We start from the raw sequence: 17,447 nt of genomic DNA, 5'->3' as shown, positions 1-17,447 counted from the left end.
TTGCCCCCTCAGGCTAGAGCATTTTTCCCTCTCGGTGTAGAGTAGGGCCTCCGCGTCTATGGGCGTTTCGCCATGAAAACGCCGCTTCACGCCCCTTCCGGAATACCCAGCAACAGGCAAAATGCTCTAATGATCTATTTGTGAGTTTTGTGAAATCATAGAGGCTCTCTGAAAAGTTAGCCTCCGCTGAGACGATGGATTTTAGTTTTGGTTCGGTATGCGATGAATGGGCCCTCTGATCCTTCTATCGGCGCTTCCCTGGATAGCCTTAGCCCGTGAGCATTTGGGACCGGTCATGAGAAGAGGGTCAGAGCATTTTCCCTGTAGGTGGAGAGTAGGGCTTCGGCATCTATGGGCGTTTTCCGCAATGAAAACGCCGCTGCACTCCTCTTCCGCGATACCCAGCAACAGAGAAGATGCTCTATTCGAAGCTGTTCACGGGAAGCGTGAACGAGATGACGGTACCACCACCTGAGTCGGCTTTACGGCTGCGGATTTGAATCCTGCCGCCATGCCTGGCGATAATCTCTCCGCTCACCCATAGCCCGAGACCCGAACCCTTTTCACCTTTGGTGGTGAAGAATGCGTCAAAGACACGTGCTTTGACCGCCGACTCCATTCCGGAGCCGGTGTCGGCCACAGTGATGCGCACACGATCTATGCCATCGGCGGAGGTAGAGACACGGCGCAGCTGCAGCCGTAGCTTTCCAGGTGCGCCAGCCATAGCATCAAGAGCGTTACTTAGCAGGTTGACCAGCACCTGACGTATGTCTGAGGCGTGAATCAGAATGGCAGGTACGTCTGCGAAATCTCGTTCTACCGTGACCTGCTGCTCGTTGAGCCGGCGAGCGAAGAGCGCCAGCGCAGACTCCAGCAGTTGTGACGGCGCGGTGAGAGTTTGACGGTTGCTCTGGCGATGGAACTGGAGGGTTTGTGTCGCAATCTGGGAGACGCGTTGAAGTTCGTGCTGGGCATCTCTGAGATATGACTGCGTCTCTTGATTAATTTCGCTGGAGGTTTCGGCCAGATAGATGAAGTTTGTTACGGCTTCAAGCGGGTTGTTGATCTCGTGAGCGATCATCGAAGCCAATTTGCCGACGGCGGCGAGCTTTTCGCTTCGCCGCAGGCTCTCTTCCACTCGCCGCCGGTCTGTAATGTCATCCACGGTCCCAATCGTTCCCATCGGCAGGCCAGCTTCGTTGAAGACGACTGTGGACCGTCCGAAGATCCATCGTATTTCTCCATCGGGCAACAGCAGTCTGTATTCGATTTCGAAAGAGGATCCACGGCTGCTTGCTTCGGACCAACCCTCGACAAGACGGGAGAGATCGTTTGGGTGGATGCGCGCGGTCCAGCCTCGCCCAAGGATCTCCGGTTCCTTCATGTGCCAGATCTCCTGGAGCCGAGGGTTGGTATAGGAGACGTTCGCCTGCAGATCGGCCTGAAAGATACCAACCGGGCTCGATGCACTGAGGCTGCGGAAGCGAGCTTCGCTGGCGCGAAGAGCCTGCTCAGCAACTTTGCGATCAGTGATGTCGGACGCGACGCCTAAGATCTCTTTGACGGTTCCATCTTGGTGAAGATAAACGCGGCCATGGCTCAGAATCCAACGTACGCCGCCGTCGGGACGCACAAGGCGATACTCCATCTTGGCTTCGGAGCCCTTCCGAATTGCCTCAGCCAGGACCTCGCGCCGCCGGGCGCGGTCATCGGAATGGATCAATGATTCAAAAAGCTCCGGAGTGATGATGGTGCCCTGAGGGACGCCGGCAACGGCGTAACACTGTGCATCCCAATCAATGACATTCGCGGCAACGTTATAGGACCAGATGCCGAGATTTGCAGCTCCAGCGGCAAGGCGAATGCGTTCCTCACTTCGCCGTAAGGCAAACTCCATCTGCATTTTCGTTCGTCGCTCTGTGGCGGTTCGCAATTCGCGCAGTACAACGAAGGGCAGGCGGGAAAGATCGTCTTTCTGCAGGTAGTCTTGTGCGCCTGCTTTCACCAGGGTGTCTGCGTGTTCATCGCAGGTCATTTCGCAGACGCAGATAAGGAGGAAGGGGATTGCCGGGGCAAGCTCACGGACGATCTGAAGCGAAACCAGGGCGGGAAGCTCCTGAATAGCGTCCCCGCATATGACAAGATCCCAGTCGGAGGAGGTAAGGGCGGCTCTGAGTTCTGTTCCGGTGGATACGAGGGAATACGTGTGCGTCAGCCCCGCTGACTCGAGCACATGCCGAATCGGTAAGATATCCGTCTCCCGATTGTCAACAAAGAGAACATGCAGCACGGCGGATGACATAGAAACCCGGGCGGTAGCCGATCAGGAACGCGGCATCTTAGATGCCCGCAACGAATCGAAGACAATCTTACCGCTTCACGACAGAAACGTCTGCCTGCTTAGAGTCCATCTTTGATGGCATACCAACCCTCTTTGATCGATACGTTTTATCGGGGCAGGTGCTATGATCGGCATGCTTCTAAGGAGCGGGTGTTCACGCGCTCTGAACGTCGTGCGGCGTTGCCGAAGAAGCCTCACATTCCATTACGATTCAGCCCGGAGTTACCTTTCAAATGACGATGTATCGGTATGTGTTTGCCCTATTTGTTGCAACTTCGATCAAAAGCACGGCATTTGCCGCTGCACCGTATCATTCGCCCTGGGATGCGCATCCAGTAAAGGAGACCAGTGCGGCGTATACCTGCCCGGGGCCGCCGCATCTGCCCGTGGATTTTGTCACGGATGGCTTCTACGCAGACAACGATCCAACACATTCCATCATTGATCCGGTGAAACAGAAGGCGTATGCGGAGTCTTCCGGGCCGGTGAAGCGTGAAGGCGATCTGATGGTTACTGCGGCTGACGAGTTTCGAAAGACCGGATCCGCACAGGCTGCGCGGTGTGTTTTGCAGCATCTGGAGGTACAGGCAAAAGAGGGTGCGCTGACCGGGAAGATGTCATCTTCGCAGGCCTACTTTGTCCAGGGATGGGTTGTGGGGGCCGAGGCGATTGCCTATCTGAAGATTGATGGTCCGGCGAAAGCGACTGCAGAACAACGCGCATTGATTCTGCCGTGGCTGGAGAAGGTGGGTGCGCAGACGGAGAAGTTCTATGAGGACCGCGCAAAAGAGAGCGGCGGCAACAGAGCCCAGAACCACTTCTACTGGGCGGCGGTGGAGTTGGCAGCCATTGGGATTGCGGCGAATAACCCCAACGACTTTGACTGGGCGATGCAGCAGGCAAAAGCCGGTATCGCTGCAATCCGGCCGGATGGAACGCTCGCAGAAGAGATGCGCCGTGGAAAGCGTGCACTCCACTATCACCTATATGCTGCATCACCACTCGTAATGCTGGCGGAATTGGGATTGCCAAACGGCGTCGACCTTTATGCGGAGCGCGCCGGGGCCCTCAGGAAGTTGGTTGCGATCTCGACAGCAGGTCTGGTCGACTCCTCATTCTTCGATAAGCAGACCGGCATTCCGCAAGAGCGTCCTGACCCACCAACAGCCGAGGCGATCGGCTGGGCCGAGCCTTATAACCGCCGCTTTCCAGATCCTGTAGTTACAAAGCTGCTGGCGGCGGCTCCGAATCACAGTTACATGTACCTCGGTGGGCTTCCCCCACAATGAACATGGTTCTGGTTTATGAGAGATCAAAGAAAGAGGCCAGCTTTGAGCTGGCCTCTTTCTTTGGTGTGATGTTGGTTAGAACGTGAGGCGAAGACCAAGCTGCGTCTGCCGCATAGAACTTGCTCCTGTGATCTTGCCGTAGTTGGGGGAGTTCAAGGTTGCATTTGGGTTGCTGAGGTTCACGTTGTTCAGGACGTTCGTGAATTCCCCACGGAACTGCAGCGTCGTCTTCTCCCAGAGCGCGAAGTTCCGGAAGAACGCGACGTCCACGGACTTCGACCCCGGGCCATCCAGCGTGTTCCGGCCGGTTGTTCCTTCAGTAGGTGTAGTTGGAGCAACGAAGGCTGCCGTATTGAACCAGGCATTAATAACGTCGTTCCGCGACCGGTGAGCATCGAGGTATGGGTTACCGACGATATTCGGACGATCATTGTTCGCACCATCGAGGTTGGTGTCGGTACCGTTGGTGACGGTGAATGGAGCGCCGCTCCGGAAACGGACGATCGGAGAGACCTGCCAGCCATTCGCTGCTGTCTTGATGTAGCGGCTATTGCCGTTGTAATAATCCAGCATCCACACGACCGAGGTGGTGAACATGTGACGATAGTCGTTATCGGAGCGGCCACGTTCCAGCCAGAGCTTGGTCTGATTGACCACGGAGGCTGTGCTGTTCTGCATACCAAGGCTAGCCCAGTTCTTAGCCCATACGTAGAAGCTGCGCACCGTGAAGTGCTGACTCATGCGCTTGTTCGCTGTGATCTGCATTGCGTGATAAGCACTGGTCTGGTTGGAGCCGAAGATGTTGATTCCCTGGTAGGTAATGGGAATGCCCTGGTAGTTGGTTGCGGTACCGGTCGAAAGCGGAGGATTCGGCTGGTACGGCCGGCGCTGATCGACGTTGCTGGTGGAAGGCGCCGAAGTGCCCACATTTACCAGCATCGGATAGTTCACATCTGTCGTGTACGGCAGGTGGCGTCCCATCGCTCCCACGTAACCGACAGAGGTTGCGAATGTAGAGGTCCACTGCTGTTCGACGGTAAGGTTCGCTTGATAGGTCGATGTCCAGTCGAAGTTCGGATCCGTTCCCGGAACAGAGAACGGAGCAGTAAAGCGAGGAGCGGAGGGCGTGTAGTTGTAGGGGAAAGGTGAGCCGCCCGCCACGTTGGCATAGGGATCGGAGATCGACTTTACATTGGAGAAAGATGCTCGGAAGGAGAAAGGCTGACCGGCCGCCCCCCATTCATTACCGGAGATACTGCCCCAGAAGATGCCGGCGCCGCCTCGAACTGCAATCTTCGAGTTGCCAAAGACATTCCATGCAAAGCCGACACGCGGAGAGAAGTGGTTCCAGCGGACAGGAACGACGCCGCGTGGAACACCTTTGTCGCCAGGAACAAGCAATCCAATCGGTGCGCTGGGGATAGTGGTTGATTGTTGACCGAACTTGAAGTTCTCCACCTTGTTATCGGTATCGACGGGCGGTGTCTGTACATCCCAGCGCAGACCGAGATTGAAGGTCAGGTTGGAGGTAATGCGATAGTCGTCCATGACGAACAGACCTGCATACCAGCTATTCATGCGTTGAATGCTCGGCGCGTCCTGGTTCATGGAATTGGGAAGGCCCAACAGAAAGTCAGAGAGCGCGTTGTAGCTGCGTGACTTCGCTGAGGTAAAGTTGAAAATTCCATAGTTGTTCAGGAGCGATTCCTGGATATCTTTGTCGAGAGCTATATTGCCGCCGAAACGAATGGAGTGTTTGCCTTTGGTCCAGATGATGGTGTCGCGCACTTCATAGTAGTTGGAGCCGGCGCGCGGGCCGGCAATGGCGTTACCGGCGGTGAAATAACCGCTTACGGCGATCTGCGGGAGTGATGGAGTTCCTTGAACCTGGAACTTTGAACCGTATTCGCTGATCTGGTGCGCCGGTGTGTTCACGCGGCCGCCCAGGTTGCGTGCAAACGAAATCCAGGCCTGATTGATCAGTGTCGGGCTGATCGTATAGACATGGCTGATATTGGCATTCCACTGCCGCCATACATAGTTCTGTTGTGACCACGGCAGGTTGCCGCCGGCGTTCTGTGAGTTGATACCGGCTGTCTCGAAGACCTCGCCGGTAAGCCGTTGGTTTGCGGTCAACTGGTGGTCGACCTTCATCAGGAACTCGTTGGTATTGTTTTGGTTGCGGATGTATCCGGCGAACGTGTTGCCGGCTCCGTTCGGCAGGGGAATCGATGGAAGCCCATTGGCGCCCTTGAGGATATTCTGTACGGTCGCGTCGAGGTCAGATGCCGGAATGATGTTGCCGGCGTATGGTTTGTTGGTCTTTGGATTGCAGACATAGAAGCTGGTCGATGTGCCACTCTGGCAAGAAGACGCCGCCGGTCCTGAAGGCAGATTCTCGCTGAAGTTACCCGACCGTTGTGCTGCTGAAGGAACCACGGCTGCACCGCTGCTGATCGGAGTTGTCGTGATCTGGCGCAAGCCACCATAGCTGAAGAAAAAGAATGTCTTGTCACGCTTGATGGGGCCGCCGACGGTACCGCCGAACTGGTGACGGTGCAAGGGCTGTGCTGCAGGAGCCGAGGCGACGAAGCTGCGGTCAAGTGCGTTGAGGGCGTTTTCCCGCCAGAACTCGAAAAGCGAGCCATGAAAGGCATTTGTGCCCGACTTGGTGATGACGTTGATGACGCCATTCGGGAAGCGGCCATATTCGGCGCTGTAGTTATTGGTTTCCACGCGGAACTCATTAACCGCGTCAGGATTGGGCTGCGTATTGCCGGTATTACGCAGGCCTGTCATATTCGTGCCGCCGTCCATGTAGTAGCTGGTGGAACCGGCATTCCCGAGCATCACGCCACCGTTGATCTGAACGGTTTGTTGCGGATAGCCGAGAGTGTATGAGGTGGTATTCGTCTGCACGCCAGGAACCAGCGTCAACAGGTCATAGACGTTGCGGTTTACGATGGGCAGATTCACGATCTCGCTATTCTGTACGGTAGCGCCGACCACCGAGTTGGTGACGTTCACCAGCGGTACGTCTGAGTTGATGCTGATGGTTTCAGAGGTGTCGCCGATCTGGAGGACTGCATTGACCGTGGCAAACTGCCCCAGGCTCAGGATAATGCCCGCCTGCGCAAAGGTCTTGAATCCCTCAGCTTTAATGGTCAGTCGATATCCACCGACCGGAAGCAGATCGATGCGCCAGGCGCCCTGGTCATTGCTGTCTGTGCTCTGGGTGAAACCGGTGTCGGTATTGACCACGGTGATGTGAGCCTTCGGAACGAGAGCTCCAGTATTGTCCTGGACCTCTCCTGAAAGAGTCGCCGTTGTGAGCTGTCCAACGGCCATGGACGAGAAGAAAACGAGACACGTGGCCACACAAAGGATGCGTACTGCAGTTCGGATCATTGTTTTGTACCCCCGAGGGATGTAGGCCAGTCTGCTCGTCAGGATTTTCGATTGTCAAGGGTAAAACTTAATTCTCGTATATGGAATAAAGACAAGAACTGCAATGAGTCAAAATGGCACGAACGATGGCAGCCGATATTCCAAAACATGGAAAATACCGCGCTATTTAGAGAGAATCCATACGCAGCAAGAACGGCGCGCGAATGAGAAAACAAGCGAGAGAAGAGTGCCGTTTCTCTCAATTTCTGCTGGCAATAAGCGAAAACAACTATTCACATGTGAAATAGGAGAGAGTTTTGTTTATTTAAAGCAAAACTGCCGCCTGGAAGGGCGGCAGTTGCGGGTACGGTATTGACCTATGGTGGAAGCTCTGGACTACACCCACAGGGAAAATACTCTAGCGGGCGTGCTGTTCCTGATACGACGGTTCGGCCCACGCGGCGCCGCCGGGATACTGATAGGTCTCCAGCGATTCCGGATAGATCTGAATGCTGTAGCCGGCTGCTTCCGGCAGAAGGTATCTGCCCTTGCGGATGCGGACAGGGTGCAGGAAGTGTTCGTGGAGGTGGTCGACATACTCGATCACCCGGTTTTCAAGGTTCTGGGAGACACGAAGATAGTCGAAGAACGAGAGGTGCTGAACATACTCGCAAAGGCCTACACCGCCCGCGTGTGGGCATACCGGGATGCCGAACTTCGCTGCCATCAGCAGGATGGCGATGTTCTCATTAACTCCGGCGACACGGCAGCTATCAATCTGGCAGACGTCAATGGCTTCTGCCTGCATGAGCTGCTTGAACATCACGCGGTTATGGCAGTGCTCTCCGGTAGCAATACGTGTCGGTTTGCACTCTCTGCGGATTCGCGCATGGCCAAGGATGTCGTCGGGGCTGGTGGGTTCTTCCATCCACCAGGGCTCGAGCTCCTGTAACTGGCGAATGCGGTCGATGGATTCAGTGACGCCCCATTTCTGGTTTGCATCGACCATCATGCGGTTCTCCCAGCCAATCTCTTCCCGGACGATGCGCCCGCGGCGCAGGTCGTCCGCCGGATCGCCGCCGACTTTCAGCTTGAAATGGGTCCAACCATCGGCCAGGCCCTCACGGCAGAGGCGCCTGATCTTTTCGTCGCTGAAGCCGAACCATCCAGCCGAGGTGGTGTAAGCGGGGTAGCCTTCCGCCTGGAGCTTGGCAAGGCGTTCGCTCATGCCGGCTTTTCCAGCATCGAGGATCGCTTTCGCTTCATCGCGCGAGATGGCGTCGTCGATATACCGGAAGTCGACCGCAGAGAGAAGTTGTTCGGTCTCCATTTCCGCCAGCAGCTTCCAAAGCGGCTTACCCTCCACCTTGGCGTAAAGGTCCCATACCGCATTGATCAGGGCGCCGGTGGCAAGGTGAATCACGCCTTTTTCGGGACCGAGCCAGCGGAACTGGCTCTCATCGGTAAGCTCGCGGGAGAATGCGGCAAAGTTGGAGACGATGGAGGAAAGTGTGCGGCCTTTGATGGTTCGAGCCAGGTAATCGAGGGCCTGGACAACGATGTCTGTGCCGCGTCCGAGAGTAAACGTCAGTCCATGACCTTCCAGTCCGGAATTCGTTTCCAGGATGCAGTAGGCGGCGGAATAGTCAGGATCCTTGTTGACCGCATCCGAGCCGATGGCCTCGCGCGATGTCGGGAAGCGAAGGTCGATAGTTCGTATACGTTCAATGCGAAGATCGTTCACGGTGTGTTTCCTTCCACTAGTGGGTAATACCGGTTGCGGGTTGTGCTGTAGCTGCTTGTTCGGCCACTGGAATGCTTCTCGCCATCATCCACGCGTAGAGAGCGACAAACAGATAGCAGACCGCTGTAACGGAGTAGCCGAGTGCATAACTGGAGAAGCGATGAGCGACATAGCCAAGGAGAGGCGGAATAATCGCGCCTCCCACGACTGCCATGACGATGGTGGAGCCGCCAAGCTTCGCGGCTGGGCCGAGGTCCGACACGCCCACTGCGAAGATGGACGGAAACATCGGGGCCATAAAGAAGCTGGTCGCGAGAATCGCACCCGCGCCTACCAGACTGGGATGGGTGATACAGACTGACAGCAGGCACAGATTCATCGCAGCGTAGGCGAGTACCAGCCGCATCGGCCGGATCCAGCGCATCAGGGCGGTTGCGGCGAAGCGGCCGACTGAGAACGCAATTAGATTTCCGATTAGCCAGTAAGCTGCCTTCTTCTCCGTAAGTGTCGTGTATTGACGGAGATAAGGGATCAGAGAGGACCATGTGCTGATCTGCGCGCCGCAATAGCAGAATTGAGCTGCCGCGGACCACCACAGCCGCGGAGCATGCAGCAGATCAGAAAACATGGCGGCTTCTCCGCCGGCTGCCTCAACAGACTCGTCGATAGACGGGAATCGGACTCGCCAGATCAGAAACGCCAGAAAGAAGACGACACAGCCAAGTCCGAGATAGACCGGGACTACGCGCATGATCTCGCTGTGCAGATAGCTCTGATAGGTTCCCTGGAGCTTCATGGCGGCGATCTGCGCAGGCTTGAGCTCGATACCGGAGAAGATGAAGGTTGCTCCGAGGATGACACCGGTAATCGTTCCAGGGGGATTGAATGCTTGAGAGAAGTTGAGCCGTTGTACGGAAGTTTCGGATGGGCCAAACTGCGCGATGAAAGGATTGGCGGCAGTTTCGAGAACGGCTGATCCGCAGCCGACAAAGAAGAGGGCCGTCAGAAACGTCCAATATTTCCCGACAACTGCTGCCGGCCAGAACATCAACATGCCAGTGCCGAAGAGAAAAAGGCCGCTCAGGATTCCCGCTTTGTAGCCACGCCGCTCCATCAGGAAGGCTGCCGGCAGGGCCATACAGAAATAGCCGAAGAAAACAGAGGTCTGCACCAACTGGGCCTGCATCTGCGTCAGCTCGAACGACTTCTGGAATTGCTGCACCAGGATGTCGGTGAGGTTATTCGACATACCCCAGAGGAAGAAGAGAACGGTCACGAGGACAAAGACCGCCATGTTTCCCTTGGGGAAGATGCCTGGTGCGTTTGATTGCTGTGAAGCGGCCATCGTCAGATCGCCTTTCCTTGAATCTTGTAGGTGCGGCAGCAGGTTTCGGCAAAGAGGCTCTGCCGCTCGGAATCGCTGAGAGCGGCAAAGTACTCCCGCAGGAAATTCCACCACCGTTTATAGTCTGTAGCCAAAAGGCACACAGGCCAATCTGACCCGGCCATGAGCCTGTCTGCACCAAAGGCTTCAAGACAAGTGTCGAGATACGGCGCAAGCGTTTCGGTGGACCAGAACTTCCAGTCACCTTCCGTCACCAGACCTGAGACTTTACAGACGACGTTGGGCCGCTTTGCCAATTCGCGGAGATTGGCCGCCCAGGGCTCGATCTCTCGCGCAGCGATGCGCGGCTTAGCGGCATGGTCGACAACGAACTGCTGGTTCGGATGACGATCGACGAAACGGATCGCCTCTTCGAGCTGATGCTGAAAGATCAGGATGTCGTAGATAAGGCCGCAGGTCTGCAGGCGATCGATACCGCGGTTAAAGGCCGGAGCATCCAGGAAGCCGGCGGGTTCTGCCTGGACGATATGGCGCAACCCCAGGAGTTTCGGCGCGTCACTGAAGCGCTCCAGAAGCGCAGGGAAGCTGTCCTCCGCAATAGGAGCCCAGCCTACAACCCCGTAAAGGAAGGAATGCTGCGCCGCAAGCTTCAGCAGCCATTCTGTTTCCCCAATCGTTTGTCTCGCTTGCACTGTAACGGCCCCGTCGACGCCTGCCTCTTCCATCCTAAGCTTCAGGTCTGCTGGAAGAAAATCCCGCCGCAGCTCCGGCATCTCCCGGGAGATCCAGTCATACTGGCTCTCGTCATACTCCCAGAGATGATGGTGTGCATCCACGCAGACGCGCGCGGAGTTGATCTCATCAGGCTTGTTGGAATCCAGAAGCATCGCGTCAGGCAGACTCCAAAATCACATTTGCATACTGAATCGTGTCGGCCGTTCGGATCAGGCCGATGGCATGCGGAACCCGCTTCTTGAAATCGATGTGTGGCTCCCAGCCGACGGGAGGAAGAAGCGATGTGAACCGTGCTACCGTTGCCGCATCGTTCATCTCCTGGAACTCTCGCGCCATCCAGCATTTTCCGGCAATAAAGTTAGGACGCAGTGCCTCCAGCACATCGGTCACGCTGGGAATGTTGTCCACCAGGGTGATATCCACCGTCTCGATCATCGGCCAGTAGGGAAAGCCACGGTCGGCGATGACGAGGGTATTGGTGTGCCTGACTCTGCTAAGCAGCGAATTGATATTGGGATTGAGGATTCCGGTTCGCAGCATACGTTCAACGTTTCCTGGTATACCGAGAGTGGTTAACGGTGCGGGCAGTGGCATCTCGTCCTTCGGCAGGGAGAGATGATGTGGTAACGCGACCGTCGGGCTGCCCAAACAGATGGCAGTGAGCATGTTATCGCACTCCAATGTCACGCTTGCTCCAACATGGGCGCGTCCAGACTGCCCCTCGGTAAATTGCTGGCAGTTTATGTTTTCCTATCGTATTTCGTCAATAAAAATATTTTTTCGCATACGGTAATCAAGCCGACCTTTTCTCGGCGTGTGAAACACCGGATTCTTATTTGGCAAGCGGTCTTTTACGATGCTATAACTCCGGGAATGACAACTGGAATGCCATCCTCTCCATTTCGCCTTGAAGGAAAATCTGCAGTCGTTACGGGCGGTGCAAGCGGCATCGGCAATGCGATTGCCACCGCCTTTGCTGAAGCCGGAGCACGCATCACTCTTCTCGATATCAATCCCGCGCAGCTAGAAGCCGCCGCTGCGGCGATTCCTGGGGCGATTGGTATTCCGTGCGATGTAAGTGACCCGGAGCAGGTGCAGCAGGCATTTGCATCCATCGGTGAGGCGGGTGGAACCGACATCCTGGTGAACAGTGCCGGCGTTTCACATATCGGAACGCTGCTATCGACCGATGTTGCCTCGTTTGAGCGCCTGTTCCGGATCAATGTCAAAGGTTCGTATCTGGTAATGCAGGCTGCGGTCGCACACATGGTCGAGAAGAAGAGCGGAGTGATTCTGAATATGGCCTCGATTGCCGCCACCGCCGGGCTGTCAGACAGGTTCGCCTATTCCATGAGCAAGGGGGCCGTGCTATCCATGACGCTCTCTGTCGCCAAGGACTATCTGCAGCACGGTATCCGCTGCAACTGCATCTCGCCCGCGCGAGTGCATACTCCGTTCGTCGACGATTTTCTGGCGCGAAACTACGCCGGCAAAGAGGCGGAGCAGATGGCACGCCTGGCCGCTGCCCAACCGGTAGGCCGCATGGGCACTCCTCAGGAGATTGCGCTTCTGGCGCTCTATCTCTGTTCGGACGCTTCCTCGTTTGTGACCGGGGCCGATTATCCGATCGATGGTGGCTTTTTCAATCTCCGCTAAAGGACGCATATGGATCTGGGACTCAGGGGAAAGGTCATTGCGGTTACGGGCGGGGGATCCGGCATTGGTGAGGGCATTACCCGTGCATGTCTGGCCGAAGGCGCCAGAGTCGTGGTGCTGGGCCGTGTCACCCCTGCTGTACGGCAATTCATGAAAGAGGTGGACCAGAAAGGTCTGCCCTGTGAACTGGTTGAGTTGGAACTGGCAGAGACCAGCCAGTGTCGGACAGCGATTGACCATATTCAGGCCAGATATGGCGAACTCTTTGGCCTGGTCAACAACGCCGGGGCGAACGATGGAATCGGCCTGCAGAACGGTACGCCGGAGCGGTTCATGGAGAGCCTGCAGCAGAATCTGCTGCACTATTACGCTCTCGCTCAGTTCGCGTTGCCTCTTTTGAAGGCATCCGTGGGTGCGATCGTCAATATCAGTTCGAAGGTGGCGATGACGGGGCAGGGGGGAACCTCGGCCTATGCGGCTGCGAAGGGGGCGCAGCTTGCCTTGACTCGCGAATGGGCGGCGGAACTGCTGCCATACGGTATCCGGGTAAATGCCGTGGTGCCGGCGGAGGTGATGACTCCCCTGTATCAAAGCTGGCTGAAGACTGTCGGCGATCCAGAGAAGGAGCTGTCGCGCATCAAATCCCGCATTCCTCTCGGTCACCGGATGACAACGGTCGAGGAGATTGGGGCGCTGACCGCCTTTCTGTTGTCTCCTACGATGTCCGGCCACACGACCGGACAACACCTCAGCGCAGATGGCGGCTACGTGCACCTGGATAGAGCTCTCACCTAGCAGGCTGGGCAGGCTCCAGGCGAAAGCATTTTCCCTGTAGGTGTAGAGTAGGGCTTCGGCATCTATGGGCGTTTTCCGCAAATGAAAACGCCGCTGCACTCCTCTTTCGGGATACCCAGCAACAGGGAAAATGCGATTAAAGCATTTCCCCTGTAGGTGTAGAGTAGGGCTTCGGTATCTATGGGCGTTTTCCGCAATGAAAACGCCGCTGCACTCCTCCTCCGGGATACCCAGCAACAGGGAAAATGCTCTAAAGTATCCACATAAATCCCATGAGCCTTAAACAGACCGCCAAGCAAGCCAGCCCGCGAACTAAGCGCAACCTCAAGAACGATTACGCCGCTCCCGCCCTCGACAAGGGACTGGATGTGATCGAGCTTTTGGCCCATCAGACCGTCGGTCTGAGCATGAGCCAGATCGCGCGAGAGTTGAACCGCAGCGTCTCAGAGATTTTTCGCATGTTGCTCTGTCTGGAGCATCGGGGATACATCGCACAGGCCGGCGCGGAGAAATATTCTCTGACGCTGAAGCTCTTCAAGCTGGTGCAGGAGCATCCGCCCACCGAGCGTCTTATCAGCGAGGCTCTTCCGGTTATGCACCGCCTGGCGTCGCAGACCATGCAGTCCTGCCATCTGGGTGTCGTCGAGAGCGGCCGTGTCGTGATTCTGGCGCAGGTCAACGCGCCAACCTCGGTTGGCTTCTACGTCAAGCTTGGCTCGACGGTCGATATCATGGAGGCTTCGTCCGGATATGTCATCCTGGCTCACCAGAATAAGGCGGAGCAGGAGCGGACCTTGACGGAGTGGCAGCGTGAGACCGGCCGCAAACCGCCGAAGAACCTCGAAGCCCATCTGGCGCTCATCCAGAAGAAAGGGTTCGAGAAGCGCGAGAGCTACCAGGTACGCGGCGTAGTCAACTTCAGTTTCCCCGTTTTGGATCACACCGGCTCAGCCATCGCGGCGATCACCATTCCGTACATCGACCACATGGATGCTCATATCTCTCCGGCAAGCATTACAGAGATGCTGCGTGCCGGGGCACAGGAAGTGTCGAAAGCGATCGGACTGCACGTCTAGGAGCATTTTCCCTGTTGCTGGGTATCCCGGAAGCGGAGTGCAGCGGCGTTTTCATTGCGGAAAACGCCCATAGATGCGGAAGCCCCGCTCTACACCTACAGGGAAAATGGTCTCATCGCTCTCGACGTCTTGTTACACGGTGCGCATGTGCTCGTTCATGATGAGGAAGGCTCCCAGGCCATGGAAGTCGTCCGTTCGTCGTGGGCGGTTGTAGTAGTACGCCAGATCTCCCACATTGGTGCCTTCGCAGATATTGGCGATATGGCCGAAGCCGTCGTCATCCTTTGAAAGCTGCGTGAGGACGCCCTTGTAGCCTTTGGCTGCAACTTCGGCATAGCGCTTCGCAATATATCCACGTTTGACAGCCATCGAGAGAGTGTAGGTGTACATGCAGGAGCTCGAGGTCTCGCGCCAGTTGTTCGGATCGTCTCCCTTGTCCACAATCTGAAACCAAAGACCGGTCTCCTTGTCCTGATAACGGGTATACGCCTCGCAGAGCTGGCGAAGCTGGGCGATCAGCTTTTCCCGCTGCGGATGGGAGTGAGGCATCAGTTCAAGAACCTCGATCAGGGCCATGCCAAACCAGCCAATGGCGCGGCACCAGAAATATGCCGAGTGGTGCGTGGAGGGATCCGCCCAGGGCTGTGCGCCGGACTCATCATAGGCATGGAACATCAGGCCGGACTTCGGATCGTTGAGATGGCTGGCATAGATCTGGAACTGCTTTGCCGCCTCATCGAATGTATATTTGCTTTCCCCGTAGGCCACGCCGTAGCGCACGAGGAAAGGCATCCCCATGAAGATGCCATCGAGCCAAAGCTGATGCTGGCGTGAGAGTGCATGCCAGAATCCCCCGTCCTCGGTGCGCGGATAATTGTCGAAGGTGTGACGAATGGTGTCCGCTGCGGTCTTGTACTTCTTCTGCCCGGTCTCCTTATGCAGAATCAGCAGGAGATTGCCGGGCAGTACGTAGTCCAGCGCGGTGATTGGACGGTCAATCACACCTCCGTCGTTGACGTGCTTATCGACCCAGCCCTGGATGTAGTCCAGGTACTTCCGTTCTTTGGTTCGCTTATAGAAGAGATATTGCCCATAGAGAAAGAGAGAAACAGCATAGCCCCAACCACTCAGATTGCGCGGGTCCGGCGTGCGATGCAGCATGCCGTCGATCACCAGGCGGGACCAGTCGGGCTGAGCTGAAGATTTTTCTGCTTTCATCGCCCATGCGGCGCGATGCAGGCCTGTGGTGAGCAGAGGCGCTGCGGCAAGCAGCCTGAACGAATCTCTTCGGGTGAAGTCTGTCATGTGTGTCTTCCTTTGGGCAGATAGCGATAGTGCTGGGCTTCTGATACGAAACCGCCGCCGGTCTCGCACGGTTTATTTCCAGATGCGGTTCCCGGCGGCGGTTACGAATTCTGCTGGCTAGACGCCGGCACGCGGTTTTTCTTTGCGGACGCGAATGTTGTCCTGAGTCGGCTCGCCATCGCACTCGATAGCAATGGTGGTTACCGGCGAGTCCGGAGCCTTCTCGGGCAGGCCGGTGAACTTAACGTGCCACTCATTTTGCGTAAAGGTGACGGGCTTGCCGCCTTTGAGGAATTTCGCGCTCTTCACCTTCACATTAAGCCCGCCGATCGCAACGTACTCGCCCGGCCAGAAGTGAACATGCATATAGAGCGTGTTTCCTTTCCGGGTGAAGCTGGCGTAGTTGGAGCGGCGCGGCTGGCAGAGATCACTGCCGTAGATGCTTTCTCCGTTGGCCGACATCCAGTCGCCGACTTCAGTAAGAATGCGGACGGACTCCTCCGGGATGGAACCATCAGGCTTGGGCCCGATGTTCAACAGGTAGTTTCCGCCATCGCGCGCGCAGCTGATCAGGTTGCGGATGACGGTCTTGGAGGTCTTCCACGCATCATCGGCCCGCTGGTAGCCCCAGCTATCGTTCAGGGTCATGCACGACTCCCAGGCACGGCCACCGGTCTCCGCGACGATCTTCTGCTCCGGGGTAGAGAAGTCTCCGTCGAGCTTGTTCCGGTTGTTGACCACGATCTCCGGCTGCAGCTTGAAGACCATCTCGTTCATCCGTTTGGACTCCCATCCGTCAGCGTCCAGCGGCCAGGGAACGTCGTACCAGAGGACGTCGATCTTCCCGTAGTTCGAGAGGATGTCGTGGATCAGCCCGTGGGTATATTCCACGAACCGCTTGCGGGCGGCCTCGTCGGTAGCGCAGTGGGCGCCGTCCGGATGATGCCAATCCATAAGTGAATAGTAGAAGCCGACGCGGAGCCCCTCAGCGCGGGCTGCATCCACGTATTCCTTGACGATGTCGAAGCCGGGACCCTGTTTGACGGCGTTGTAGTCCGTGAGCTTGGTTTCGAAGTTGCAGAAGCCCTCGTGATGCTTCGTCGTCAGAACCATGTATTTCATGCCGGCGCGTTTGGCCAGCTTGGCCCAGGCGCGAGGCCCGGTACGGGAGGGCTTGAATGATTTCGCGTGCGCCATGTACTCCTCAATCGGAGGAGCCTCATTCTCCATGTTCCACTCGTGGCGCATGATGCTGCTGTAGACGCCGAAGTGAATGAACATGCCGAACTTTGCTTCGTGCCACCATTGCAGGCGTTGCGTGCGGGTTTCATCGCCGGGCTGCGCTTTTCCGGTGTAGGCCTGATTGGAAACGGTTTGCTGGGCGAAGCCGAATTTTGGCGCCGCGAGTCCGGCGATCGAAGCCGCGGTCCCGAGCAGCGCCTGCCGGCGATCGATAAGTTTCTTGCTGAGCACGAAGGTTCCTCCTGAAGCGATGTAAGACGGTTAGCTGTGGCGATAGGCGATTGTCAAATATGAAAAGCATTTTTCATTAACCATCAAAGGATGGTCAATGAAATCCTGGCGGCCGGGCGGATTTTCTTAGGGAAGAGGAGGAAAATGCCACAGAAATGTATACGTGTGCAAGAAACACTGTCAAGAAAGATTTGGGGTTTCCGTAATCGGACGCTGGGGCTGGCTTCTGAGGCGATTCATTCCTGAAAGCATGTTTTTACAGAGAAAATTTTTCATTGACAAAGGCTGAATGGATCACGCA

General features: G+C 56.5%; 12 protein-coding genes. 4 read left to right on the top strand and 8 right to left on the bottom strand.

The genetic code is table 11. The annotated features are described in order from the left end of the window. Positions 1–421: 421 nt before the first annotated feature. Positions 422–2,302, bottom strand: a complete 1,881-nt coding sequence (locus OHL21_RS20485) for a PAS domain-containing protein (RefSeq protein WP_263419165.1) — start codon at positions 2,300–2,302, stop codon at positions 422–424. Positions 2,303–2,574: 272 nt separating this feature from the next. Between OHL21_RS20485 and OHL21_RS20480 the strand changes: the two genes are divergently transcribed. After that, positions 2,575–3,630, top strand: coding sequence for an alginate lyase family protein (locus OHL21_RS20480; protein ID WP_263419164.1), 1,056 nt, complete (start codon positions 2,575–2,577; stop codon positions 3,628–3,630). Between the two features lie 75 nt (positions 3,631–3,705). Here OHL21_RS20480 and OHL21_RS20475 read toward each other — a convergent pair whose 3' ends face one another. The 5 genes from OHL21_RS20475 to OHL21_RS20455 all read right to left on the bottom strand — a co-directional run bounded on the left by OHL21_RS20475 (position 3,706) and on the right by OHL21_RS20455 (position 11,381). Next, complete coding sequence (locus OHL21_RS20475; protein ID WP_263419163.1) at positions 3,706–7,008, bottom strand: TonB-dependent receptor; 3,303 nt, start codon at positions 7,006–7,008, stop codon at positions 3,706–3,708. Positions 7,009–7,435: 427 nt separating this feature from the next. After that, positions 7,436–8,761, bottom strand: a complete 1,326-nt coding sequence (locus OHL21_RS20470) for an enolase C-terminal domain-like protein (protein ID WP_263419162.1) — start codon at positions 8,759–8,761, stop codon at positions 7,436–7,438. Between the two features lie 16 nt (positions 8,762–8,777). Continuing rightward, on the bottom strand, positions 8,778–10,106 hold the full coding sequence (fucP, locus tag OHL21_RS20465; protein ID WP_263419161.1) for an L-fucose:H+ symporter permease: 1,329 nt from the start codon (positions 10,104–10,106) through the stop codon (positions 8,778–8,780). 2 nt (positions 10,107–10,108) lie between these two features. Beyond that, positions 10,109–10,993, bottom strand: a complete 885-nt coding sequence (locus OHL21_RS20460; protein ID WP_263419160.1) for an amidohydrolase family protein — start codon at positions 10,991–10,993, stop codon at positions 10,109–10,111. A 4-nt stretch (positions 10,994–10,997) separates the two neighbouring features. After that, positions 10,998–11,381: an RbsD/FucU family protein gene (locus OHL21_RS20455; RefSeq protein WP_263419159.1), complete on the bottom strand. Its 384-nt coding sequence runs from the start codon at positions 11,379–11,381 to the stop codon at positions 10,998–11,000. A 345-nt stretch (positions 11,382–11,726) separates the two neighbouring features. Between OHL21_RS20455 and OHL21_RS20450 the strand changes: the two genes are divergently transcribed. The 3 genes from OHL21_RS20450 to OHL21_RS20440 all read left to right on the top strand — a co-directional run bounded on the left by OHL21_RS20450 (position 11,727) and on the right by OHL21_RS20440 (position 14,368). Continuing rightward, positions 11,727–12,497, top strand: a complete 771-nt coding sequence (locus OHL21_RS20450) for an SDR family NAD(P)-dependent oxidoreductase (protein WP_263419158.1) — start codon at positions 11,727–11,729, stop codon at positions 12,495–12,497. 9 nt (positions 12,498–12,506) lie between these two features. Next, the gene (locus tag OHL21_RS20445) at positions 12,507–13,292 is read left to right on the top strand and encodes an L-fucose dehydrogenase (RefSeq protein WP_263419157.1); all 786 of its coding nucleotides are present in this window, start codon (positions 12,507–12,509) and stop codon (positions 13,290–13,292) included. A gap of 272 nt (positions 13,293–13,564) precedes the next feature. Next, a complete protein-coding gene (locus tag OHL21_RS20440; protein WP_263419156.1) occupies positions 13,565–14,368 on the top strand; it encodes an IclR family transcriptional regulator in 804 nt (267 codons plus the stop codon). Between the two features lie 132 nt (positions 14,369–14,500). On the opposite strand, the gene OHL21_RS20435 is transcribed toward OHL21_RS20440, so the two are convergent. Both OHL21_RS20435 and OHL21_RS20430 read right to left on the bottom strand, forming a co-directional pair. Further along, entirely contained in the window at positions 14,501–15,673 is a 1,173-nt protein-coding gene (locus OHL21_RS20435; protein WP_263419155.1) for a glycoside hydrolase family 88/105 protein, read from the bottom strand. Between the two features lie 117 nt (positions 15,674–15,790). Further along, positions 15,791–17,146 carry an alpha-L-fucosidase gene (locus OHL21_RS20430; RefSeq protein WP_263419154.1) on the bottom strand — a complete coding sequence of 452 codons (1,356 nt, stop codon included), beginning with the start codon at positions 17,144–17,146 and terminating at the stop codon, positions 15,791–15,793. Positions 17,147–17,447: the final 301 nt, after the last annotated feature.

Origin of the sequence: Terriglobus albidus, assembly GCF_025685425.1 — a bacterium.
GTDB classification, from domain to species: Bacteria; Acidobacteriota; Terriglobia; order Terriglobales; family Acidobacteriaceae; genus Terriglobus; species Terriglobus albidus.
This window is presented reverse-complemented; position numbering and strand designations above follow the sequence as displayed.

What these genes read in the sequence shown, in the direction of transcription:
- OHL21_RS20485 (WP_263419165.1), bottom strand. Translation starts at nt 2,302, where the DNA reads ATGTCATCCGCCGTGCTGCATGTTCTCTTTGTTGACAATCGGGAGACG.
- OHL21_RS20480 (WP_263419164.1), top strand. Translation starts at nt 2,575, where the DNA reads ATGACGATGTATCGGTATGTGTTTGCCCTATTTGTTGCAACTTCGATC.
- fucP (WP_263419161.1), bottom strand. Translation starts at nt 10,106, where the DNA reads ATGGCCGCTTCACAGCAATCAAACGCACCAGGCATCTTCCCCAAGGGA.
- OHL21_RS20460 (WP_263419160.1), bottom strand. Translation starts at nt 10,993, where the DNA reads ATGCTTCTGGATTCCAACAAGCCTGATGAGATCAACTCCGCGCGCGTC.
- OHL21_RS20455 (WP_263419159.1), bottom strand. Translation starts at nt 11,381, where the DNA reads ATGCTGCGAACCGGAATCCTCAATCCCAATATCAATTCGCTGCTTAGC.
- OHL21_RS20450 (WP_263419158.1), top strand. Translation starts at nt 11,727, where the DNA reads ATGCCATCCTCTCCATTTCGCCTTGAAGGAAAATCTGCAGTCGTTACG.
- OHL21_RS20445 (WP_263419157.1), top strand. Translation starts at nt 12,507, where the DNA reads ATGGATCTGGGACTCAGGGGAAAGGTCATTGCGGTTACGGGCGGGGGA.
- OHL21_RS20440 (WP_263419156.1), top strand. Translation starts at nt 13,565, where the DNA reads ATGAGCCTTAAACAGACCGCCAAGCAAGCCAGCCCGCGAACTAAGCGC.
- OHL21_RS20435 (WP_263419155.1), bottom strand. Translation starts at nt 15,673, where the DNA reads ATGACAGACTTCACCCGAAGAGATTCGTTCAGGCTGCTTGCCGCAGCG.